The 23,324-nt window shown below is 39.7% G+C and carries 19 protein-coding genes; 13 read left to right on the forward strand and 6 right to left on the reverse strand.

From position 1 onward, the window contains the following. Positions 1–63: 63 nt before the first annotated feature. The 3 genes from nrdA to ubiG all read right to left on the reverse strand — a co-directional run bounded on the left by nrdA (position 64) and on the right by ubiG (position 4,145). Entirely contained in the window at positions 64–2,346 is a 2,283-nt protein-coding gene (nrdA, locus tag ABX891_RS09345; RefSeq protein ID WP_002961160.1) for a class 1a ribonucleoside-diphosphate reductase subunit alpha, read from the reverse strand. Between the two features lie 408 nt (positions 2,347–2,754). Next, complete coding sequence (locus tag ABX891_RS09350; protein ID WP_354629350.1) at positions 2,755–3,435, reverse strand: HAD family hydrolase; 681 nt, start codon at positions 3,433–3,435, stop codon at positions 2,755–2,757. Continuing rightward, complete coding sequence (gene ubiG / locus ABX891_RS09355; protein WP_165743589.1) at positions 3,435–4,145, reverse strand: bifunctional 2-polyprenyl-6-hydroxyphenol methylase/3-demethylubiquinol 3-O-methyltransferase UbiG; 711 nt, start codon at positions 4,143–4,145, stop codon at positions 3,435–3,437. Before ubiG ends, ABX891_RS09350 begins: the two co-directional genes overlap by 1 nt. Positions 4,146–4,321: 176 nt before the next feature. Between ubiG and gyrA the strand changes: the two genes are divergently transcribed. From gyrA to ABX891_RS09405, 10 genes are all read left to right on the forward strand, one after another. Continuing rightward, positions 4,322–7,021 (forward strand): DNA topoisomerase (ATP-hydrolyzing) subunit A, encoded by a 2,700-nt coding sequence (gene gyrA, locus ABX891_RS09360; RefSeq protein WP_165743591.1) that lies wholly within the window; start codon positions 4,322–4,324, stop codon positions 7,019–7,021. A gap of 158 nt (positions 7,022–7,179) precedes the next feature. Next, entirely contained in the window at positions 7,180–8,262 is a 1,083-nt protein-coding gene (gene serC, locus ABX891_RS09365) for a 3-phosphoserine/phosphohydroxythreonine transaminase (RefSeq protein ID WP_354629351.1), read from the forward strand. Then, on the forward strand, positions 8,262–9,539 hold the full coding sequence (gene aroA, locus ABX891_RS09370) for a 3-phosphoshikimate 1-carboxyvinyltransferase (protein ID WP_024606548.1): 1,278 nt from the start codon (positions 8,262–8,264) through the stop codon (positions 9,537–9,539). The genes serC and aroA overlap by 1 nt, the downstream gene beginning before the upstream one ends. Positions 9,540–9,645: 106 nt before the next feature. Then, positions 9,646–10,356: a (d)CMP kinase gene (gene cmk, locus ABX891_RS09375; protein WP_002961166.1), complete on the forward strand. Its 711-nt coding sequence runs from the start codon at positions 9,646–9,648 to the stop codon at positions 10,354–10,356. 95 nt (positions 10,357–10,451) lie between these two features. Continuing rightward, complete coding sequence (gene rpsA, locus ABX891_RS09380; protein WP_002961176.1) at positions 10,452–12,119, forward strand: 30S ribosomal protein S1; 1,668 nt, start codon at positions 10,452–10,454, stop codon at positions 12,117–12,119. Between the two features lie 67 nt (positions 12,120–12,186). Further along, positions 12,187–12,474 carry an integration host factor subunit beta gene (gene ihfB / locus ABX891_RS09385; RefSeq protein WP_002961178.1) on the forward strand — a complete coding sequence of 96 codons (288 nt, stop codon included), beginning with the start codon at positions 12,187–12,189 and terminating at the stop codon, positions 12,472–12,474. A 21-nt stretch (positions 12,475–12,495) separates the two neighbouring features. Continuing rightward, positions 12,496–12,777, forward strand: a complete 282-nt coding sequence (locus ABX891_RS09390) for a lipopolysaccharide assembly protein LapA domain-containing protein (protein WP_024595025.1) — start codon at positions 12,496–12,498, stop codon at positions 12,775–12,777. Positions 12,778–12,779: 2 nt separating this feature from the next. Continuing rightward, positions 12,780–13,916 (forward strand): lipopolysaccharide assembly protein LapB, encoded by a 1,137-nt coding sequence (gene lapB, locus ABX891_RS09395; RefSeq protein WP_002961182.1) that lies wholly within the window; start codon positions 12,780–12,782, stop codon positions 13,914–13,916. A 44-nt stretch (positions 13,917–13,960) separates the two neighbouring features. After that, positions 13,961–14,665, forward strand: coding sequence for an orotidine-5'-phosphate decarboxylase (gene pyrF / locus ABX891_RS09400; RefSeq protein WP_309168800.1), 705 nt, complete (start codon positions 13,961–13,963; stop codon positions 14,663–14,665). A 221-nt stretch (positions 14,666–14,886) separates the two neighbouring features. Continuing rightward, entirely contained in the window at positions 14,887–15,132 is a 246-nt protein-coding gene (locus tag ABX891_RS09405) for a hypothetical protein (RefSeq protein ID WP_502936045.1), read from the forward strand. Positions 15,133–15,171: 39 nt separating this feature from the next. Here the strand turns inward: ABX891_RS09405 and ABX891_RS09410 are convergent, their stop codons facing one another. After that, entirely contained in the window at positions 15,172–16,005 is an 834-nt protein-coding gene (locus ABX891_RS09410) for a CvfB family protein (RefSeq protein WP_002961188.1), read from the reverse strand. 2 nt (positions 16,006–16,007) lie between these two features. Further along, complete coding sequence (locus ABX891_RS09415) at positions 16,008–17,336, reverse strand: DEAD/DEAH box helicase (RefSeq protein WP_354629352.1); 1,329 nt, start codon at positions 17,334–17,336, stop codon at positions 16,008–16,010. Positions 17,337–17,544: 208 nt separating this feature from the next. Here ABX891_RS09415 and trhO point away from each other — a divergent pair, with 208 nt between their 5' ends. Both trhO and ABX891_RS09425 read left to right on the forward strand, forming a co-directional pair. Further along, positions 17,545–18,552 (forward strand): oxygen-dependent tRNA uridine(34) hydroxylase TrhO, encoded by a 1,008-nt coding sequence (trhO, locus tag ABX891_RS09420; RefSeq protein WP_354629353.1) that lies wholly within the window; start codon positions 17,545–17,547, stop codon positions 18,550–18,552. 200 nt (positions 18,553–18,752) lie between these two features. Then, positions 18,753–19,931: an IS4 family transposase gene (locus ABX891_RS09425; RefSeq protein WP_165745053.1), complete on the forward strand. Its 1,179-nt coding sequence runs from the start codon at positions 18,753–18,755 to the stop codon at positions 19,929–19,931. On the opposite strand, the gene ABX891_RS09430 is transcribed toward ABX891_RS09425, so the two are convergent. Then, complete coding sequence (locus ABX891_RS09430; protein WP_354629354.1) at positions 19,907–21,217, reverse strand: IS4 family transposase; 1,311 nt, start codon at positions 21,215–21,217, stop codon at positions 19,907–19,909. The two genes, ABX891_RS09425 and ABX891_RS09430, sit on opposite strands and share 25 nt — an antisense overlap. A 209-nt stretch (positions 21,218–21,426) precedes the next feature. Between ABX891_RS09430 and ABX891_RS09435 the strand changes: the two genes are divergently transcribed. Further along, complete coding sequence (locus tag ABX891_RS09435; RefSeq protein WP_182675597.1) at positions 21,427–23,322, forward strand: DUF294 nucleotidyltransferase-like domain-containing protein; 1,896 nt, start codon at positions 21,427–21,429, stop codon at positions 23,320–23,322. The last annotated feature ends 2 nt before the right edge of the window (positions 23,323–23,324 follow it).

Raw genomic sequence — 23,324 nt, forward strand, 5'->3', positions numbered from 1 at the left:
TTATCACTCAAAAAACTATCAGAAAAAGCGGGCTAAATGCCCGCTTAAAATAAAAATCAGCAGTTATATTTTACACGCGCCGCCTTCACAATCGTCATCTTCCACTTCTGGAGCATCTTCTTGTGAATCTGAGGCGCCATCGCGAGTATTGTGGTAATACAAGGTTTTAACACCTAGTTTGTACGCGCTTAGTAAGTCTTTTAATAAGACTTGCATAGGTACTTTACCGCCTTCGAACTTGTTTGGATCATAATTTGTATTTGCAGAAATTGTTTGGTCAACAAATTTTTGCATTATGCCAACAAGCTGTAAATAACCATCGTTTGATGGAATGTCCCATAGTAGCTCGTACTGATCTTTTAAACGCTCATACTCAGGAACAACTTGTTTTAAAATACCGTCTTTACTTGCTTTAACGCTAATATGTCCACGTGGTGGCTCAATACCGTTAGTTGCGTTAGAGATTTGCGACGATGTTTCTGATGGCATTAATGCACTTAGTGTTGAGTTACGCATACCGTGCTCTTTAATACTTGCACGTAGTGTATCCCAATCAAGATGAAGTGGCTCATCACAAATTTTATCTAAATCACGTTTGTACGTATCTGTTGGCATAATACCTTGTGAATACGTTGTTTCGTTAAACTTAGGACACGCGCCACGCTCTTTAGCAAGCTCGTTTGATGCTTTCATTAAGTAATATTGAATAGCTTCAAAGGTTTTATGTGTTAATGCATTAGCGCTGCCATCAGAATAACGCTTACCGTTTTTAGCTAGGTAGTATGCGTAGTTAATTACGCCTATTCCTAGTGTACGACGACCCATAGTTGCATTTTTAGCAGCCGGTACAGGGTAGTCTTGGAAATCAAGTAAGTTATCAAGTGCGCGTACTGCAAGTTCAGCTAGCTCTTCAAGCTCATCAAGTGACTCTATTGCACCTAGGTTAAACGCAGAAAGTGTACAAAGGGCAATTTCGCCTTCTTCGTCATTCACGTTATTAAGTGGCTTAGTTGGCAATGCAATTTCTAAACATAAGTTAGATTGGCGAATTGGCGCAACTTTAGAAATAAATGGGCTGTGTGTATTACAGTGATCCACATTTTGTAAATAAATACGACCAGTACTTGCACGCTCTTGCGCAAACATAGAGAAAAGCTCAATGGCTTTAATGCGTTTTTTACGAATAGACTCGTCTTGTTCGTATTTAACGTAAAGTGCGTCAAACTCAGCTTGGTCTTCAAAAAATGCATCATAAAGGCCAGGCACATCTGATGGGCTAAATAATGTAATGTAATCATCTTTAATTAAACGAGAGTACATTAATTTATTAAACTGTACGCCGTAATCTAGGTGGCGAACGCGGTTGTCATCTACACCACGGTTATTTTTAAGTACAAGTAGGTTCTCTACTTCTAAATGCCAAAGCGGGTAGAATAATGTTGCTGCGCCGCCACGTACACCACCTTGTGAACAACTTTTAACCGCTGTTTGAAAGTGCTTATAAAAAGGGATACAACCTGTGTGATACGCTTCGCCGTTACGAATATGGCTACCTAGCGCACGTATTCTACCTGCATTAATACCAATTCCCGCACGTTGTGAAACGTATTTAACAATAGCTGACGACGTTGCATTGATTGAATCAAGGCTGTCGCCACATTCAATTAATACACACGAGCTAAATTGGCGAGTAGGCGTACGTACACCCGACATAATTGGCGTTGGTAGAGATATTTTAAATAAAGATACTGCATCGTAAAAACGTTTAATGTAATCAGTACGTGTTTCACGTGGGTAATCTGAAAATAAGCTTGCCGCAACTAAAATATATAAAAACTGTGCACTTTCGTATATTTCACCCGATACACGGTTTTGAACGAGATACTTACCTTCAAGTTGCTTTACAGCAGCGTAGCTAAAGTTAAGATCGCGAGAATGATCAAGGTATGCATCAAGCTCATCTAACTCTTGCTCTGTGTAATCTACTAGTAAATGAGCATCATAGCGTTTATCGCCAACCATTTTTGTTACGTGGTCAAATAAACGTGGTGGCTCAAATTGACCGTACGCTTTTTTACGTAAATGGAATACAGCTAAACGTGCAGCTAAGTATTGGTAATCAGGCGATTCTTTTGAAATCTGATCCGCTGCTGCTTTGATGATGGTTTCGTGAATGTCTTTAGTACGAATACCGTCGTAAAACTGAATGTGCGACTTTAATTCAACTTGCGAAACCGAAACGTTGTTTAAACCTTCGGCGGCCCACTCAATAACGCGATGGATCTTATCCAGATCAAGAGGCTCTTTACGCCCGTCACGTTTGCTTACAGATAACTGTTGGTTCATTTGCCTGTATTCCTTGGGAATTATGTATTTTGACCAATGCTTTATACCTCGCCGAGGCAAGGTATATACTCATTTATTATAAGTTTCGCCATATTTGCGAATTTAATTGAATAACATTTGGCCACAATATCTGGTGTTGTTCAATTTAGAGATCACAAGATAGTGTGGTCTGAGTTGTTTTGCAAGGGACATAATTGCCCCTATTTGTGGATAACTTCGGGATAACGTATTTGTGTTAGTAGACACTCACCTTCGAACAATCATTTAAGTTGAAATATGCAAAAATCAACTAATGATCTGCTAAATTTACGCATTTTAAAAATAAATTTTGACTGCTTTTTTTATCAGCAAGCTTTGTGTAAAAACTAACACAATCACAATATATAGTGTTTATTAATTAACATGGCACTATATATGGTTAAAACCATCAATTGGGCTTTGCCAGTTAAAATCAGCATTCCAGCTGTTGGCTTCATCAATACTTGGTATGTAGCCCCAAAGTGCCGTTGCTGTGCGCATACCTGCGGCTTTGCCTGCTTGTATGTCTCGCTGTGCATCACCAATGTACAAACAGCGGTTAGGCTTAACTCCCATTAATTTTGCACAATGTAGTAATGGGAGAGGTGACGGTTTGGCCTCTGCTAAGGTGTCGCCACTTATTACTACACTGGCATTTTTTAATGCGGGCATAGTTGCCACTAAAGGATCGGTTAAAAACCCCGGTTTGTTAGTCATGATCCCCCATTTGATCTTTTTCTGATCAAGGGCAATAAGTAACGATTCAACTCCGCTGAAGCAACGTGTGTGATTTGCTATGTTTGCAGCGTATTCGTCGACTAATTGCTTGATAAGTTCGCTTTGAGGTTGTGTGTCCCATAACTCTTTAAAACCAGCCTCTAATAATGCGCCTGCGCCGTTAGATGCCGCAGGGCGGTATACATCACTACTAACTGGCTCTATTTTATTGCTAATAAGCACTGCGTTTAAAGCGGCACCTAAATCATCAGCGGTGTCGAGTAGAGTGCCGTCTAAATCAAATAAAAATGCATCGTACTCAATAAGGGGGAGGGGGGCTTGAGAGTTAGCCATTAAGCTAACTTCTCAAAGTACAGTATGTAATTTACGCTAACGTCACTATTGAGCGTATATTGCTTTGATAGTGGATTATAAGAAAGGCCTGTACTTGCACGAACTTTTAAACCCGCTTGCTCTGCCCATGCAATGAGCTGCGCAGGTTTTATAAACTTTTTATGGTCGTGTGTACCTTCAGGCACCATTTTTAAAAGTTTTTCAGCGCCAACAATGGCGTATAAATATGCCTTAGGTGTTTTGTTTAGAGTTGAAAAAAACACATGCGCGCCTGGTTTGGCTAGTGCAGCTACAGCATGAATGATAGATGCTGGGTCGGGAACGTGTTCAAGCATTTCCATACAGGTTATTACATCAAAGCGCTCTGGGTGTTGCGATGCAAACTCTTCTGCAGGCACTTTTATATAATCTACATTTACGCCAGTTTCTAAACTGTGCAACTTAGCAACAGTTAAAGGCTCTTGCCCCATGTCGATGCCAGTTACTTTTGCACCCATACGCGCCATGCTTTGGCTTAAAATACCGCCACCACAGCCAACATCGAGTGTTTCTTTATCGAATAAGCCTTGCGTTTTGTTTGCTATAAAGTCTAAACGTAACGGGTTAATTTCGTGAAGAGGTTTGAATTCTCCGTCTAGGTCCCACCAACGCTCGGCGATGGCTTCAAATTTTGCTATTTCTGCGTGATCTACATTTTGATGTTCGGTCATAAAATACTTCCTCGTCAATCTGAGGCCATTATATAGGGCTAAATTGATAAATCGCAAAGTTTTGCGCCTGTAAATTAAAATTAATTGTGATAGCATGTCTGTTAGAAATAATAACAATACTCTTAATACCCAATACCGGGTTGTTGAGAGCTGATACTGAAGGAATGTGATATCAAATGACTGATCTCGCCAATGAAATTCTGCCAGTCAATATTGAAGACGAGTTAAAAAACTCTTACTTAGATTACGCAATGAGCGTAATAGTAGGACGTGCATTACCAGACGTACGTGACGGCTTAAAACCTGTTCATCGCCGCGTTTTGTTTGCAATGAACGAGCTTAGTAATGACTGGAACAAGCCTTACAAAAAATCGGCCCGTGTGGTCGGTGACGTAATCGGTAAATACCACCCACACGGCGACAGTGCAGTTTATGACACGATAGTTCGTATGGCTCAGCCATTCTCACTGCGTTATATGCTAGTAGATGGCCAAGGTAACTTCGGTTCGGTTGATGGTGATTCAGCAGCGGCAATGCGTTATACAGAAGTACGTATGGCAAAAATGTCGCATGAGTTATTAGCCGATCTTGAAAAAGAAACGGTTGATTTCGTTCCTAACTACGATGGCACTGAGTTCATCCCTGATGTTTTACCAACGAAAATTCCTAATTTATTAGTGAATGGTTCGTCAGGTATTGCAGTAGGTATGGCTACAAATATACCACCACATAACTTAACTGAAGTTGTAAATGGTTGTTTGGCACTTATTCAAAATCCTGATTTAACTATTTTAGAGTTAATGGATTATATCCCTGGTCCTGATTTCCCAACGGCTGCAATTATCAACGGTAAGAAAGGTATTGAACAAGCCTACTTAACTGGCCGTGGTAAAGTGTACATGCGTGCACGCGCCGACATCGAAACCGATGAAAAAACAGGTCGCGAAACAATCATCGTTCACGAAATTCCTTATCAGGTGAATAAAGCACGCTTAATTGAAAAAATAGCTGAGCTTGTCAAAGATAAGAAAATTGAAGGCATTAGCGCATTACGTGATGAATCTGATAAAGACGGTATGCGTATCGTTATTGAAATTAAACGTGGTGACGTAGGCGAAGTTATTTTAAACAACTTGTATTCACAAACTCAGTTACAAACTGTGTTTGGTATGAATATGGTTGCGCTAATTAATAACCAACCTAAATGTTTCAATTTAAAAGAAATGTTAGAAGAGTTTATTATTCACCGTCGTGAAGTAGTAACTCGTCGTACAGTATTTGATTTACGTAAAGCCCGTGACCGTGCACACACGCTTGAAGGCTTAGCGATTGCGCTTGCAAACATTGACCCAATTATCGAACTTATTCGTAAATCCCCTACACCTGCTGAAGCTAAAATTGCTTTAACAGCGCGTCCGTGGGAATTAGGTAATGTACAAGGTATGCTTGAAAAAGCAGGAGAAGACAATGTTGCTCGTCCAGATTGGTTAGCGAGCGAACTTGGTATTCGCGATGGTCAATATTATATCTCTGAGCAACAAGCTCAAGCAATTCTTGATTTGCGTTTACATAAGCTAACAGGTCTTGAACACGAAAAAATCTTGACCGAATACCAAGCGTTATTAGAACTAATTGCTGAACTACTTTATATTTTGGCAACTCCTGAGCGTTTAATGGAAGTTATTCGTGACGAGCTAGTTGAAATTAAAGAGCAATATGGTGATGAGCGTCGCACTGAAATTAATGCAGCTGCTCACGATATCAGCCTTGAAGACTTAATTACTGAAGAAAACGTAGTAGTAACGCTTTCTCACGAAGGTTATGTGAAGTATCAGGCATTGTCTGATTACGAAGCACAGCGTCGTGGTGGTAAAGGTAAGTCAGCAACGAAGATGAAAGATGAAGATTTCATCGAGCGTCTATTAGTTGCAAATACACACGATACTATATTGTGTTTCTCTACGGCCGGTCGTTTATATTGGCTTAAAGTGTATCAGTTACCACTAGCGAGTCGTGCAGCGCGCGGTAAGCCAATTGTTAACTTGTTACCACTTGAAGCTGATGAACGTATTACTGCTATATTGCCAGTACGCGAGTACGCAGAAGATAAATACATCTTTATGGCAACAGCATTTGGTACAGTTAAGAAAACACCATTAACGGCTTACAGTCGTCAACGTGCAAGCGGTATTATTGCTGTTAACTTAAATGATGGCGATAGCCTGATTGGGGTTGATATTACCGATGGTAGCAACGAAATTATGTTGTTCACTGATGCAGGTAAAGTTGTACGCTTTAAAGAAGCTGAAGAAACAACAGTTGTTGATGAAAACGGTAACCCAGTATTAGACGAAGAAGGTAACCCTGAGATTCGTTTCAAAGGTGTTCGCCCAATGGGTCGTACTGCTACAGGTGTTCGTGGTATTAAAATGGCCGATGATCAACGCGTAGTATCGTTAATTGTACCAAAAACTGACGGTGCTATTTTAACGGTAACTGAAAATGGTTACGGTAAGCGTACACAACTTGAAGATTACCCATCTAAGAGCCGTGCAACACAGGGTGTTGTATCTATCAAGGTGAGTGAGCGTAACGGTGCTGTTGTTGGCGCTGTACAAGTTGATGATAACGACGAAATCATGATTATTTCAAATCGTGGTACCTTAGTACGTACTCGCGTTAATGAAGTTTCTACGGTTGGACGTAACACCCAAGGTGTTATTTTGATCAGAACTATTGACGAAGAGCAAGTAGTTGGTTTACAACGTATAGAAGAGATTGAAGTTACAGAAAGTGACTTGATTGATATTGAAGACGTTGAAACTGTAGATACGGTTATTGATGAAGTAGCGGATGATAATCCTCCTTCAGAATAATTGATATTGAAAAAGCGGCCTTGGCCGCTTTTTTTAATGTTGTTGAAAAAAATTAATAGGGTGTGAAGTTATATTCATTCATTAAAACTCAAAGGTTTAGTGGGTGGGTATTGAGCGTTCATGCTTAGTAGTTAAATTACTGGAATGAGGCAAAGGTAATGAGTAAATATAATTTTTGTGCGGGGCCAGCTATGCTTCCGCAAGCGGTTATGAAAAAAGCACAAAAAGAGTTTCTAGATTGGCAAGATTTAGGTGTGTCTGTGATGGAAATAAGCCATCGTAGCAAAGAGTTTTTAGCCCTTACAGCTAAATGTGAAGCCAGCCTTCGTCGCCTAATGAATATCAGTGATGAATTTGAAGTGCTGTTTATGCATGGTGGTGGCCGTGGTCAGTTTAGTGCTGTGCCATTAAATTTACACCAAGAAGGCAAAGTTGCGGTTTATTGCGAAAACGGCGTGTGGTCAAAAAGTGCAACAGACGAGGCCAACAAGTTTACTCAAGCAACCTCTATTGATGTGCGTAATGATGCCAATGGCGAGTTTTCTATTAAACAGGTTGCTGATTGGGTGTTACCAGAAGATGCATCTTACATTCACTATTGCCCTAACGAAACGGTTGACGGCTTAGAAATTTTTGATGTACCAAGCCACCCAACAGCACCGATCGTTGCTGATATGTCGTCAACTATTTTATCACGCGAAATAGACGTTAATAAATTTGATTTAATTTACGCTGGTGCGCAAAAAAATATCGGCCCGTCGGGCATATCAATCGTTATTGTTCGTAAAACATTACTTGAGCGTGAAGGCTTACCTAAGCCAGGCATTTTAGATTACGCATTAGAAGCAAAACAAGGCAGTATGTTTAACACGCCCCCTACATTTGCTTGGTATTTAGCTGCTGAAGTATTTCAATGGCTTGAAAGTAATGGTGGCGTAAAAGCGATGGAAGTTCAAAATATTGCTAAAGCGCAGCTACTTTATGACTTTATTGATGAATCGAGATTTTATACCAATAAAGTAGCTAAACATTGCCGTTCACGTATGAATGTTCCGTTTTGGCTTAATGATGAAAGCTTAAATGATAAGTTTGTTGCTCAGTCTAAAAATGCAGGGTTACTAGCTCTTGAAGGCCACAGAATTGTGGGCGGTATGCGCGCAAGTATTTATAACGCAATGCCTATTGAAGGTGTTCAAGCACTTGTAGACTTTATGGCTGCTTTTGCAAAGGAGCACAGCTAATGGAGCAGCTTCGTTTAGAACCTATTTCTAGAGTAAATGGCACAGTAACCCTACCAGGTTCAAAGAGTCTATCGAACAGAATTTTATTATTAGCAGCACTTGCAAGCGGTACTACCGTTGTAGAAAACTTACTTGATAGTGACGATATACGCCATATGCTGGGCGCCTTAAAGTTATTAGGTGTAAATGTAACTTTAAATGATGAACGCACTGTAGCCACCGTAGAGGGTGTTAGTGGTGTGTTTAATACACCGACTGAGCCCTTGTTTTTAGGTAATGCGGGTACTGCTTATAGACCTTTAACAGCAGTACTTGCTGGCGTTGCTGGTGAGTACGAGCTAATAGGCGAGCCACGTATGGAAGAGCGCCCGATAGGGCACTTGGTTGACGCGCTGCAAGCATTGGGTGGTGATGTTACTTATACAAAGCACAAAGACTACCCACCACTTAAAATTGTGGGTGGCCAAATAAAAGGCGGTGAGGTTGAAATTGACGGCAGTATTTCAAGTCAATTTTTAACCGCTCTATTAATGGCAGCGCCATTATTTAACGGTGATACAACAATAACTATTAAAGGTACTTTAGTCTCTAAACCTTATATTGATATTACACTTGATGTAATGGCACGTTTTGGGGTTAATGTTGAGCACAGTGATTATGCAACCTTTAAAGTTAAAGGTGGTCAACAGTATCAATCATTAGATCGCATAATGGTTGAAGGCGATGCATCTTCTGCCTCTTACTTTGTTGCTGCGGCTGCAATTGCAGGCGGTGAGATTGAAATTAAGGGCGTGGGTGCCAAGTCGGTGCAAGGTGATATAGGCTTTGCCAAAGTAATGGAGCAAGTAGGCGCAAAAATTGATTGGTATGATGAGCGTTTAGTTGTTCGCAAAGGCGAACTAAAAGGTGTGGATATTGACGCCAATGCAATTCCTGATGCAGCTATGACTCTTGCAACTGTTGCTCTTTTTGCCAAAGGCCCAACAGCCATTCGTAACATTTATAACTGGCGAGTAAAAGAGACAGACCGTTTATATGCAATGGCAACTGAGCTTCGTAAAGTAGGCGCACAGGTTGTAGAAGGTGAAGATTTTATAGAGATCACCCCACCTGAAACATTTAATGATGTTGCTGTTGATACTTACGACGATCACCGTATAGCCATGTGTTTTGCAATGGTTGCCGTTGGTGGAAAGCCAATAACAATTAATGATCCAAAGTGTACCTATAAAACATTCCCTACATTTTTCAATGTTTTAGCGTCAGTCAGTGAATAAGCTAATTAGAAGTAATTACAAAAGTTACACACTAATAGCAGATATATTTTAATAACTGACGTATAATGTCGCGGTTTATTTAGGTGTGCATTGCAGGAGGTTTTAAATGCAGGCGTTATTAATGCCCGTGATCACCGTTGATGGCCCAAGTGGTTCAGGTAAAGGAACTGTTTGTCGCTTGTTAGCCGACAAGTTAGGGTGGGATGTATTAGATAGCGGTGCGATTTATCGTGTTTTATCTTTAGCTGCACTTCATCACCAAATTGCATTAGACAATGAAGAAGGGCTTGTCCCGCTTGCTGCAAATTTAGATGTGCAGTTTTTGGTAGATAGTCAAACTAATGCAGGAAAAGTTATTTTAGAAGGCGAAGATGTAACCACTACTATTCGTAATGAAGAAGTAGGCGCTGCGGCTTCAAAAGTTGCAGCATTACCTCGCGTTCGTGAAGCGTTATTACGTCGCCAGCGTGCATTTCGCACTGAAAATGGCTTAATTGCCGATGGCCGTGATATGGGCACTGTGGTTTTTCAAGATGCGCCGTTAAAAATATATTTAACAGCCAGTGCACAAGAGCGTGCTCGTAGACGCTTTGTTGAGTTGAATACGCGCGGCCTTGATGTTACACTAAGTGGTCTATTACAGGACATTCAAGCTCGTGACGAGCGCGATATGAATCGCACCGTTGCTCCGCTTGTACCTGCAGAGGATGCTATTGAGATCGATACTAGCGATCTTAATGCACAGCAAGTGTTTGATAAGGTAATAACTTTATTGGATATTGCTATCTCTGAAGGTAAGCTTCCTAAACGAAGCTAAACACATTTTATGCGCCAGCAGGATGCCAGTGCTATTTTAACAACCCCATGCAGCATGGTTGCTTATTGGTATTAATATATGAGACGTATATTCGTATGTCAGAAAATTTTGCGCAGTTATTTGAAGAAAGCTTAAAGGGTTTTGAAGCAGAGCAAGGCTCTATCGTTAAAGGTACAGTAATCTCTATCGAGAATAACATTGTACTTGTAGATGCTGGTCTTAAATCAGAAAGTGCTATCCCTGCAGAGCAGTTCAAAAATGCTGCTGGTGAACTAGAAGTTGCTGTAGGCGACGAAGTAGATGTTGCACTAGATGCAATTGAAGACGGTTTCGGTGAAACTATCCTTTCTCGTGAGAAAGCTAAGCGTCACGAAGCATGGATCCGTCTTGAGAAAGCATGTGAAGAGCAAGAGACTGTTACTGGTGTTATCAACGGTAAAGTTAAAGGCGGTTTCACAGTTGAAGTTGATTCAATCCGTGCTTTCCTACCTGGTTCACTTGTTGATGTTCGTCCAGTACGTGACACAACTCACCTTGAAGGCAAAGAGCTTGAATTTAAAGTAATCAAGCTTGACCAAAAACGTAACAACGTTGTTGTTTCACGTCGTGCAGTTATCGAATCTGAAAACTCACAAGAACGTGAAGAGCTTCTTGCTAACCTTGTTGAAGGCCAAGAAGTTAAAGGTATCGTTAAGAACCTTACTGACTACGGTGCATTCGTTGACCTTGGTGGTGTTGATGGTCTACTACACATTACTGATATGGCTTGGAAGCGTGTTAAGCACCCTTCAGAAATCGTTAATGTTGGCGACGAAATCGCAGTTAAAGTTCTAAAATTCGACAAAGATAAAACTCGTGTTTCTCTAGGCCTTAAACAGCTTGGTGAAGATCCATGGGCAGCTATCGCTGGTCGTTACCCAGAAGGTTCTAAACTTTCTGGTCGTGTTACTAACCTTACAGATTACGGCTGTTTCGTGGAAATCGAAGAAGGCGTTGAAGGTTTAGTACACGTTTCTGAAATGGATTGGACTAACAAGAACATCCATCCTTCAAAAGTTGTAAGCCTTGGCGACACTGTTGAAGTTATGGTTTTAGAAATTGACGAAGAACGTCGTCGTATTTCTCTTGGTCTTAAGCAATGTATTGCTAATCCTTGGCAGGAATTTGCTCGTCTACAAAACAAAGGCGATCAAGTTACTGGTAAGATCAAATCAATCACTGACTTCGGTATCTTTATCGGTCTTGACGGTGGTATTGACGGTCTTGTACACCTTTCAGACATTTCTTGGAATACACCTGGCGAAGAAGCTGTACGTGAATTCAAGAAAGGCGACGAAATCACTGCTATCGTATTGCAAGTTGACCCAGAGCGTGAACGTATCTCTCTAGGTGTTAAGCAAATCGAAGCTGACCCATTCAATAACTACCTTGATGCAAACAAAAAAGGTGCTATTGTTAAAGGTAAAGTGACTGAAGTTGATGCGAAAGGCGCAACTGTTGAACTTATCGAAGGCGTTGAAGGTTACATCCGTGTAGCTGATATCGCTCAAGAGCGCGTTGAAGATGCAACTACTGTTGTTTCTGTAGGCGACGAGATTGAAGTTAAATACGTTGGTGTTGATCGTAAGAACCGCACTTTAAGCTTATCTGTAAAAGCTCTTTTCGAAGCAGAAGAGAAAGAAGTACTAGAGAAGCTTAAGAAAGAAGAGCCAGTGTTTGAAAACGCAATGGCAGCTGCTTTCGCAAATGCACAAAAAGACTAATATATAATTAGTTTTTAGTTGGAAGGGCATTTTTTGCCCTTCCTATATCTCTTTTTAAGGAAACGCTATGACTAAGTCAGAATTGATAGAAATACTTGCGGAACAACACGCACACGTTCCAGTGAAAGATGTTGAGAATGCTGTAAAAGAAATTCTTGAACAAATGGCCGGCTCATTATCTACTTCAGATCGTATTGAGATCAGAGGTTTTGGTAGTTTCTCTTTGCATTTCCGCGCTCCTCGCACAGGTCGTAATCCTAAGACTGGCGATACAGTTGAGCTTGAAGGAAAGCATGTACCTCATTTTAAACCAGGCAAAGAATTACGCGACCGCGTGAATGAAAGCATTGCCTAGTTAACTTAGTGGAGTAGTTACTTGTTCAAGGTATTAAAAATTATTCTGGCTGCACTATGCCTTATCAGTGCATTTGTATTAGGGTCACAAAACCCACAGTTAGTACAAGTAAATTACATTATAGCCAGTAATACGCTACCTTTAGCTGTAATAATAAGTATCTGCTTTTTATTAGGTGTTTTGATTGGTTGTTTTATTAGCTTTAAATTGTTTTCGCAATTAAAGTGGCAAAACTACCGCTTAAAAAAGCAATTAGCGCCTGAAAAAGATAAAAAAAAGCTTGCCGCGAATAAAGACACCTAACTATGATTGAGCTTTTGTTTTTACTATTACCCGTTGCCGCTGGTTACGGTTGGATTATGGGTAAAAACAGTGCTAAAAACCAAGCTCATCAACTTAATCGTCAGATCACTTCTGAATATAGCAAAGGCTTAAAATTTCTACTCGATAGAGAAGAAGACCAAGGCTTAGAGCATTTAATCAACTTACTTGAAGTTTCAGCCGACTCGGTTGAACACTATTCTACACTTGCCACCATGTTTCGCCGTAGAGGTGAATTAGACCGCGCAATAAAAATTCACGAACTTCTATTAAAACACCCAAGCTTAAATGAACAACAAGCTGCAACTAGCCGTTTAGAACTAGCCGAAGATTATATAATGGCTGGACTACTAGATAGTGCGGAAGAGCACTTAGTTTGGTTAGTTAAAGCAGGGCATGTAGAAGCGCTGGACCCTATTATCACTTTATATTCGCAAACCCGTGAGTGGGAAAAAGGCATCAACATGTTTGAAGCCCATAGCGAATTATTTTCAAAAGAACAGCAATTTAAAGCAATTGCTAATTTTTATTGTGAGTCAGCTTTAAGTGACAATACACCCCAACTAATGAGAAAAGCGATTAGCTTAAATTATAAAGCCGTGCGTCCGCTTTACGAGTTAGGGTTAGTTGCTTACGCAAAAGAAGATTACGTTAAAGCTATTTATTACTGGCGTGAACTTGTCTCTCAATTTACCTTGTTTGCTCCGTTGTTTATTGATGAGCTGGCACACAGTTATAAACAATTGAATTTGACGCATCAATTTCACGAGTTAGTCAGTGACTTGTTAGAGAAGGGCGGTGTATTAATTAAAATAAAGCATTGCCAAGCATTACTTGAGCAAGGTCACACCAAGCAAGCCTTTGAATTTTTAACTGATAGCTTAAAACGTCAACCTACTATTCGTGGTTTTAGTTTTTTACTGCAATTAATGGGTGACCAAAATAAAAATACTAAAGAAGTACTTAACGAAATTGATAAGCTTGTAACCTCTTATATTGCTACAAAACCAGATTTCCAATGCCAGCATTGTGGTTTTACAAGCTACACCATATATTGGAACTGCCCTTCTTGTAAGCATTGGGAAACCATTGTTCCAAGTCGAGGCTTAGACGGATTTTAATAACCCCATAATTAATAACTTTACTGCCATTCACTAGGATAGTTATGTCTTTCGAACACTCAAAAAAAATTCTTATTGCATTAGATTACGATGATCAAGAAGTTGCTTTAAACTTTGTTAAACAACTTTCTCCTGATACTTGCCGTCTCAAGGTCGGCAAAGAAATGTTTACCTATTTTGGACCTGTATTTGTTAAAGAGTTAATTGATTTAGGTTTTGATGTTTTCTTAGATTTAAAGTTTCATGATATTCCTAATACAGTAGCTAAAGCGGTTACTGCAGCTGCTAAAATGGGGGTGTGGATGGTAAACGTTCATGCTTCTGGTGGCTTTGAAATGATGAGCAAAGCTAAATCGGCTCTAGAGCAATTTGGTGACAAAGCGCCATTACTTATCGCTGTTACTGTATTAACAAGTATGGATGAAACAGAACTTAAGCGTTTAGGTGTTGATAAATCAGCTCAAGAGCAAGTTATCTATTTAGCTAAGCTTGCAAAGGAAGCTGGGCTTGATGGTGTTGTGTGCTCTGCACAAGAAGCAAAAGCTTTAAAAACAGAGTTAGGTGATAGCTTTAAGCTTGTTACGCCTGGTATACGCCCTGAAGGGAGTGATGCGGGTGATCAAAAGCGTATAATGACTCCTAAGCAAGCTATAGATTCAGGAAGTGACTATTTAGTTATAGGCAGACCGATTACTCAAGCAGATAATCCTGTAAAAGTGCTTAGTGATGTTAATAACTCTATAGCTTAATTTAACATTAAGCAGTCATATAGTGCTAAAACCCCTTACCTTATGTGAGTTTTATGTTACATTAATAAAATCAAAATGTAGTAGGGGTTTGTTTTGAAGTTATTTTTTGGTTCTATAGTAATGTTATTGCGGGTTTTTCAGTAAATAAGTACGTTTTTTCTAATAAAGCATACGATGGTGTAACAACCGCTACAGATATAATTCCAACGTACCCAGTCGATATGTTTGATTTTAAAAAAACAATGCAAGATTATGCTCATCATCTGTGTTACAAAAATGAAGATACACTCATATCTCAGCATGTAAGCGTTAGTGAATGTATATCAAAGCTTGATGATAAAAAAACAGAATGTGAAAAAAAGGTTTTTCGTTTGGCGCCGCTCAATCTTGAGTCGGAAGTTGAAGTGCTTGATTATTCAAGGCAATATACGCAATGTACATTGCCTTATAAATATATTTTAGGTTAATTACAAACAGGTATTATTAGTAATTACAGCCAATTATAATTAAGATCTTAAGCGAATGGATTTCGCTTCAATATCTATTAACTCTTGTTTAAATAAGCCACCAATTGCTTTTTTATAATTAGCCTTACTTGTAGAAAACATCTTTTTTATTGCTTCAGGATCAGACTTATCACCAAGTGGAATAACACCGCCTTCGTTTTTAAGCTTTTGCATAATAGTTTCACCAAGGTCACTTACTTTTCCCATACCTGGCTTTTCTAGTACAACATCAATTTTTCCGTCGTCACGTACTTTTTGAATATAGCCTTTAAGCTTTTGACCCACAAATAAGCTTTTAAATACCATATTGTAAAAAACAACACCGAAGTGCGACTCTTCAATTAATACTTTGTAGCCAATATCTGTTTTGCCAGCAACAATTAAATCCACTTCTTGTAAGTGAGTATATTGCGGCTCATCTTTTGATAAGAAACGATTAAAATTGTTTGAGGCACAAATACGTTGGCTTGCATTATCAAGGTACAGGCGTACTAAATAAGAATGGCCTTCTTGCATGCGTGGCTTTTGTTCATTAAAAGGTGCAAGCACATCTTTCTCAAGCCCCCAATCTAAAAATGCCCCAATACTATTTATTTCTTTAACGCGTAGTAGGGCATACTCGCCAACTTGAGCATGTGGTTTCTTTATTGTTGCTGTGGCTAAATTAGCATTGTCTAAAAAGATAAATACACTAATGCTATCGCCCGCTTCAAGCTCATGTTTAATTTCTTGTTTTGGTAAAAACACTTCACCTAAATCATGACCGTCTAAGTAAGCACCTTCGTTACTCACTTCTTTTACAAATAATGTTTGTGTGGTTCCTAGGTAACTCATAATTATTCCTGCTCAGTCTTTTTTTTACGGCGCATTGGTGTATCGCCATCAATGTTCATTGGTGCTTTAATAGGTGCTGTTGGCTTTTTAGCTTTGGTTTTGCGTTTAAATACAGGCTTTTTAACAGCGGCGGATTTTTCTTTAGATTTATCCCACGTTGCCTCAGGCTTTTTCTCTTTTAAGCCTTTAAACTTAGCTTTTAAGCTCTCTACGCTCGCAAATTTTAATTCGTCATTTAAAAATGCTTTAATAGCTAAATAACTTGCCCAATCTTTTGGGCCAACTAATGAAATTGCATTTCCTTTAAAGCCAGCACGTCCTGTACGACCTATGCGGTGTACATACTCTTCAGCGTGTTTTGGTAAATCAAAGTTAATAACGTGCGTTACGCTTAACAAATCTAAACCACGAGATGCAACGTCGGTGGTAATCAATATTTTAAAGTTTTCGCGACTAAACGAATCCATGATATCTAAACGTTTGTTTTGCGTGAAATCACCAGCAAGCGCTACAGATTTGAAGCCTTTAGCATTAAGGGCTTCACTCAAACGGCTCGTGTCAGAACGCGTTGCTGTGAAGATAATACATTGACCAACATCATCTTGGTTTAAAAAATGCTCTAATAACGCTTCTTTATGATCAAGGTGATCGGCAAGGTATAACGTTTGTTTAATATCACTATGTTGCTCATTTGCTGCACTTAGCGTAATTTGCTTTGGTTTTTTTAATAGGTTACGTGATAGTGCATCTACTTGTGCATGGTCAAGTGTTGCAGAAAACAATAACGTTTGGCGTAATCGGTGATTAGCTTGCTCGTTAATCATTTTTAACTGCTCGGTAAAGCCTAAATCTAAAATACGATCGGCTTCATCAAAAATAAGCAGTTCTAGTCCACTCAATTGCAATGAGCGTTTTGTTATGTGATCAGCTAAACGCCCAGGTGTAGCAACTACGAATTGTGGGTCGTTTCTAAGAGCTTTTATTTGGTCATTAAAGTTTTCGCCGCCAAGTATTTTAACTGCCTTAATCGCTGTGCCAGCAATTAATAAACGCAGCTGAGTAAATACTTGCGTAGCAAGCTCACGCGTAGGAGCAACAATAAGTACACGGGGATCGCGTTTGCTGAGTGCTTTTTGTTTCATAACCCTTTGTACAGCAGGTAATAAAAACGCCAAGGTTTTGCCCGACCCAGTTTTAGACTGAGCGAAAATGTCATGCCCTGCAAGTGCGGTAGGCACTGCATGCGCTTGAATATCGGTGGGCTGGGTGATCCCTTGATGTGCTAATTGTGTTTCAAGGCGTGTATCAATCCCAAGATCAGTAAACTGCAATGTGTGTTTCTCCAAAATGAGCAAATTAACTCTATAAATTTATTAGCGCATTATAGCTTACACAGCTAGGTCGCTAACAGTAAAAACCAATCTATAGCGCTATTTTTTGCAATTAAACTAAAAAAGCGTAAAATGCGCGCCCCATATGCGCCGGATTTACGATTCGGTAAACGCCAATATTGGCTAACAAGGCAAAATAGGAAATATAATGACTGTTGTTCATAAAGATAATGTAACGGGCGATCACTTTGTAGTATGTGCGCTGTATAAGTTTGTAGGTTTACCTGAATTTGAAGCTATCCGTAAGCCATTACTAGAAGTGATGGAAGCAAATGAAGTACGCGGTACTTTATTGCTCGCTGCCGAAGGTATAAACGGCACTGTTTCTGCAAAACGTGAAGGGATAGACAACTTATTAACATGGTTAGATGAGCAACCAAATTTAAAAAACATCGTTACAAAAGAATCTTACGACGATGAATGTCCGTTTTACCGCACTAAAGTAAAACTAAAAAAAGAAATTGTAACGATGGGCGTTGAAGGCATCGATCCGTTAAAAGTTGTGGGTAGTTATGTAAAGCCAAATGAGTGGAACGCACTTATATCTGACCCTGAAGTAATTTTAATTGATACACGTAATGATTACGAAATTGAAATTGGTACATTTCAAAATGCGGTCGATCCAAATACTAAAACCTTTCGCGAATTTCCACAGTGGGCAAAAGAAAACTTAGACCCTGAAAAACACAAAAAAGTGGCGATGTTTTGTACAGGTGGTATCCGCTGCGAAAAATCGACAGCCTACATGAAAGAGCAAGGTTTTGATGAAGTTTATCACCTTGAAGGCGGTATCTTAAAATACCTAGAAGAAGTGCCAAAAGAAGAAACCATGTGGGAAGGCGAGTGTTTTGTATTTGATAATCGCGTTGCGGTTGATCATGACCTACAAAAAGGCTCTTATGATCAATGCCACGCGTGTCGTATGCCAATTACAGAAGACGAAAAGTTAAAGCCTGAATACATGGAGGGCGTCTCTTGTCATCATTGTATTGAAGAAGTAACGGACGAACAACGCGCACGTTTTGCAGAGCGCCAAAAGCAAATAGAATTAGCGCAAGCGCGTGGTGAGGGCCATATTGGTAATGAAGCACAAGCTGTTTTACAGCAACGTAAAGAAGCTAAAAAAGCCCAAAAAGACGCTCAGCGCGGTAAATAAATTTATACAATAAGTATTACATTTAAAGAGTCTATTTAGGCTAATGCCAGTCAGTTAAGCTGACTGGCATTTTTCTTTTTATGGGGATACTTAGATGGTTTTGGCTTAACCCATCGGGCTGACGAATCCCCAAAACGTGACAGGCACAGCAATTTATGATCTTATGTAAATCACCACAACCCACATAAGTCACAACTGCTATGCCTGAGACATCAGTTTGCCATAAGTACTTTAAACATGCATTAGCGCCATTCAATAATGCCAGAGTAAAAACATTACTAAGCTGCAGTAATGCATTAATTTCGGGCAATAAACTTACCTTAACTGAAATCGGCAGAAATTTGTCTGGCGCTGTGGATGTAAAACATAAAATAAAACGCGTTGATCGCTTCTTAAAAAATACTCACCTCTACAATGAAAGGGTCGCTATCTATGAAGCATTAGCTCATCCTATTATTGACTCTTTACCCATGCTTGCAATTGCCGTTGACTGGAGCGGTGCCTGTGGTCACGACTATCACTTACTGCGAGCAAGCTTACTTGTGGATGGGCGCTCTATCGTGATTTATAACATGATTGTTGAGCAGAAGGATTTTGATAGCCCAGCAACCAACAGCCTGTTTTTAGATGAACTTTATGAAGTGCTTGGACGACATCCTAGTGTCTATATTGTAACAGACGGCGGCTTTCTTACGCCTTGGTATAGTAAAGTACGCGAACTTGGTTGGCATATGATAGGTCGATTAAGAGGCTCAATGAAGTGTAAACTAGCCATGCAATCACAATGGCATACATTAAAACAACTTAGGGCTGGTGCCAGCGATATACCTAAGGCGTTAGGTCAAGCACGACTAACTCAGTCCAGCCCGACAGCATGCGATGCATTTTTACACGTATATCATGGAAAAAATAAAGGAAGAAAAGGAAAAAGCAGATTTACGAAAGATACAAAAATGTATCAAAACTTAGCTAAAGAGCCATGGTTACTCGCGACATCAGACAATACAATGACGAGTAAGCGAGTAGTTGGTTTATATAGTAAAAGAATGCAAATAGAGCAAAATTTCCGCGATGACAAAAGTTTGAGATATGGTTTTTCGTGGCGTTTTAGTAAAAGCACCGGCATAAATAGAATAGGAATATTATGCTTGATAGCCACAATAGCGAGCACTGCGTTATGGTTTATAGGGTGTGAAGCGGAAAAAAGAAAGTGGCATATAAAATTTCAAGCAAATAGCGTTAAGAATCGCCGAGTTCTTTCATTTTTAACCTTAGCCAAGCAAGTCATAAAGCTATGTAAGAGACGTATTACACAAAGCTATATAGAAAAAAGTTTAAAAAACTTTATTTTGAATTACGAAAAAGAGGCCGCTGGATAAAGTGGGGATCCCTCAGCCCATCGGGGATATCTTCTATCCTCTCGTCTAGCTGGAAGCTTAAATAAGACCAGTGTATTGAGTAAGTGCTGCCAGTGTATTGGAATGTTTCCTGGACTCATTATAGATACTGACGAGAAATACTGAATGACAGCCATCGAACTGCTAGAGAAACTAAGCTGGTTAGGCCATATCCCTGTAACTGTCGCCGCCATCGTCATTATTCTTCGTATTAAATTATAGGCGAGTAACACGCCCCATAGCTCCTGACGCACCATGTCTGGACGCTTGCTTCTTAAATGGTATGCGCTATCAAGCATGGTTTGTTTGATTTCTCTAAACCCAAGTTCTATCTCCCAACGATGACAATATAATTCAACAATTTCATTACCTGGATAACGTAATCTATCCGTCATCGAGGTTAATATACGGTAGCTTTTGCCCTTTATTGTTTTACTGATTAATCTCGCTTTAATCGTTTCAGGAACATCGGGAAAGTTTTTTTGTGCATGCTTTGTTGTTTTCAATTCAATGATATGGTCATTTTTACCCGCGCTGGAGATGATTTCATACTGTAAGTCGGGCCTTGCTGGTATCAACCAGTGCCTCATCTCCCCAGTTTGGTGCCAACGGTTTAACAGGCCTAAAGAATAATATCCTTTATCAAACATAGTCAGTGAATTATCTGGTGTACGTTCAATTAAACGCTCAGCTAATTTCATCTCGTTGGTTTTATAGTTATCAAACTCGCTACTGAGCAGTTGATGGCTGGTCAATTCCATATGACAGATCATGCGTATTTGAGGAAAGGCTGTATCACCGTATTGGTTGCTACCTGAAGAGAAGGCTTTACGATTATCAGGCGTGTCGGCTGTTCGCCACACAACACCGTCAACAGCTAATAGGTTCAAACCATTCCATGTTTCGAATGACTGTTGCTTATACATTGATTGAGCAGATTTATTGAAAACGTGTTTAACGGAATCATCACCTAACCTTTGTCTCGCCTGTACCATCGCACTTGGAGCAACGAGTGGGTTCTTGCCAGGTAACATGATATCTAGCTTATTAGCGATATTCCAAACTGATTCTTTTCGAAACAATGCCATGCCAATAACTGACCACAAAACGGCTTCAAGCGGTAATCTTCGCTTACGAACGGTTGCAATCCCTGCTTGTTGAAAGCCTTGTTCAATGATTTCAGGGTCAAGAATTTCTGATAATTTTTCAAAGGTATGGTATCGGCTGCTTTCTTCAAGTGTTGCTTGCAGTGCTTGTTCTATATTCACAAAAAAAATCCGTAGTTAGTTTCCTAACTACGGATTTTGCATGATCGTTTGGATCGGTCAACCGGTCATTTTCTTAACTGATCGGCATTAGTCTATTTAGGCTCTTTTTTTGTGCCTAAATTTGTACAGTAATTGTTTTCACACCCCGATGATAGTGTTAATCTGCAAAATAGATTTAGTCATTTTAATGCGCATACAGGAAGGGATTTATGCAAGCCGAACAAGTTGAAATCGCACAATTTTTAGCACAACATCCTCCTTTTGATGACTTACCTCAAAAAGCGCTTAATGAGCTAGCTCAACAAGTAGAAGTGGCTTATTTTAGAGCAAAAACAGATATCTTGAGTTTTGGACAAGACATTTCTGATTTGTATGTAATTAGAAGTGGTTCTGTAGAAATGTATCGCCGAAATGGCGAGCTGTACAATCGTTTGGCTACCGCAGGTATATTTGGTCAAATGGGTTTATTGATGAACCGTAAGGTACGTTTTCCTGCAACTGCTCTGGAAGATACGTTAGTTTATTGCATAAATGTCGAGCTCTTTAATTGTTACTGTGATGAGTTTGATGCATTTGCTGATTACTTCGAAACAGACGGTAACGTGCGTTTGCATCAAGCTATTGTCGAGCAAGCCGATGGCAATGACCTGACAACCGCGAAGGTAAAATCATTAATTCACAGAGATGTAGTTACCGTAGATGCAACCTCTACGATACAAGATATCGCTAAATTAATGACCGAAGAGGCGGTATCATCAGTGTTGGTAACCGATGTAAATAAACCCATAAATGATGACCCAGAAGAAGATGATGGACAAGTAGTTGGTATAATAACCGATAGGGATTTACGCACTAAAGTAGTGGCTAAAGGGCTTGCTTTTAACACGCAAGCAAAAGACATTATGTCCACTAACTTAGTACTATTAGATGCTAATGACTATATTTTCGAAGCTGTATTGGCCATGCTTAGAGATAACTTACATCATTTGCCAGTAGTACAGAAAAGACGCCCAATAGGCGTTATCTCCCTCTCTGATATTTTGCGTTATGAATCCCAAAGCAGCTTATTACTTGTACGTGGCATACTGGCTCAACAAACAATAGAGGATTTGGCGCATTATGCACGCCAATTGCCCAATGTGTTTGTTCGTATGGTGAATGAAGATGCAAACTCACACATGGTTGGTACAGCCATGGCTGTTATAGGGCGTACATTTAAACAAAGACTACTTGTATTAGCAGAAGAAAAGTTTGGGCCACCTCCTGTGCCTTACTGTTTTATTGCTCTGGGCTCAATGGCTCGAGACGAGCAACTTATTGTAACCGATCAAGACAACGCGCTTATTTTAGATGACAGTTATGACGACGAAAAACATAACGCGTATTTTCAAAATATTGCCGATTTTGTGTGTGATGGTTTAGCGCAGTGTGGTTACACCTACTGTGATGGAGAAATTATGGCGTCGTTTAAAAAATGGCGTAAAACTCGCTCACAGTGGTTCGATCAATTTGCAGATTGGATCGCGCAGCCAAAACCACAAGCATTGCTTAATAGTTCTATATTTTTTGACTTAGACGGTGTGTGGGGTAAAACCAAGTGGGCCGACGAGCTTAAAATATTTATAGCAAAACAAAGTAAAGTAAATCGCGTATTTTTAGCTAATATGGCAGCAAATGCTAGAAATAGAACACCTCCACTAGGTTTCTTTAAAGGCTTTGTTATGGAGCATAATGGCCAACATAAGCGTTCAATGAACTTAAAGCGAAGAGGGACTGCACCTCTTTCTGATGTTATTCGCGTGCACGCATTGGCTATTGGTTCACGTAAACAAAATTCGTTTGAACGACTAGAAGATATTATTGAAGCGAAACTTTTACCACAGGGTAAAGCGCAAGATTTACGTGATGCACTTGAGTATATTGCCATGATGCGAATTCGCCATCAAGCGTGGCAAATAGAGAAGGGCGAAGAGCCCGATAACGACTTAGATCCACATTTACTTTCTCCGTTCGAGCAACGAAACTTAAAAGAGGCGTTCGCCATTTTAGAAAAAGCACAAAGCTATTTAAAATTTAGCTACACAGCAAACTCTGGTGTGAAGTAGCC

The sequence above is a fragment of the Pseudoalteromonas sp. NCIMB 1079 genome, assembly GCF_040567695.1.
In the GTDB taxonomy this organism is placed as follows: domain Bacteria; phylum Pseudomonadota; class Gammaproteobacteria; order Enterobacterales; family Alteromonadaceae; genus Pseudoalteromonas; species Pseudoalteromonas distincta.

Bases quoted from the DNA above. Each gene is read 5' to 3' on its own strand.
- ABX891_RS09425 (WP_165745053.1), top strand. From the start codon at position 18,753: ATGCCTGAGACATCAGTTTGCCATAAGTACTTTAAACATGCATTAGCG.
- ihfB (WP_002961178.1), top strand. From the start codon at position 12,187: ATGACTAAGTCAGAATTGATAGAAATACTTGCGGAACAACACGCACAC.
- ABX891_RS09405 (WP_502936045.1), top strand. From the start codon at position 14,887: ATGTTTGATTTTAAAAAAACAATGCAAGATTATGCTCATCATCTGTGT.
- ABX891_RS09435 (WP_182675597.1), top strand. From the start codon at position 21,427: ATGCAAGCCGAACAAGTTGAAATCGCACAATTTTTAGCACAACATCCT.
- pyrF (WP_309168800.1), top strand. From the start codon at position 13,961: ATGTCTTTCGAACACTCAAAAAAAATTCTTATTGCATTAGATTACGAT.
- serC (WP_354629351.1), top strand. From the start codon at position 7,180: ATGAGTAAATATAATTTTTGTGCGGGGCCAGCTATGCTTCCGCAAGCG.
- ubiG (WP_165743589.1), bottom strand. From the start codon at position 4,145: ATGACCGAACATCAAAATGTAGATCACGCAGAAATAGCAAAATTTGAA.
- gyrA (WP_165743591.1), top strand. From the start codon at position 4,322: ATGACTGATCTCGCCAATGAAATTCTGCCAGTCAATATTGAAGACGAG.
- trhO (WP_354629353.1), top strand. From the start codon at position 17,545: ATGACTGTTGTTCATAAAGATAATGTAACGGGCGATCACTTTGTAGTA.
- rpsA (WP_002961176.1), top strand. From the start codon at position 10,452: ATGTCAGAAAATTTTGCGCAGTTATTTGAAGAAAGCTTAAAGGGTTTT.
- lapB (WP_002961182.1), top strand. From the start codon at position 12,780: ATGATTGAGCTTTTGTTTTTACTATTACCCGTTGCCGCTGGTTACGGT.
- ABX891_RS09410 (WP_002961188.1), bottom strand. From the start codon at position 16,005: ATGAGTTACCTAGGAACCACACAAACATTATTTGTAAAAGAAGTGAGT.
- aroA (WP_024606548.1), top strand. From the start codon at position 8,262: ATGGAGCAGCTTCGTTTAGAACCTATTTCTAGAGTAAATGGCACAGTA.
- cmk (WP_002961166.1), top strand. From the start codon at position 9,646: ATGCAGGCGTTATTAATGCCCGTGATCACCGTTGATGGCCCAAGTGGT.
- ABX891_RS09350 (WP_354629350.1), bottom strand. From the start codon at position 3,435: ATGGCTAACTCTCAAGCCCCCCTCCCCCTTATTGAGTACGATGCATTT.
- nrdA (WP_002961160.1), bottom strand. From the start codon at position 2,346: ATGAACCAACAGTTATCTGTAAGCAAACGTGACGGGCGTAAAGAGCCT.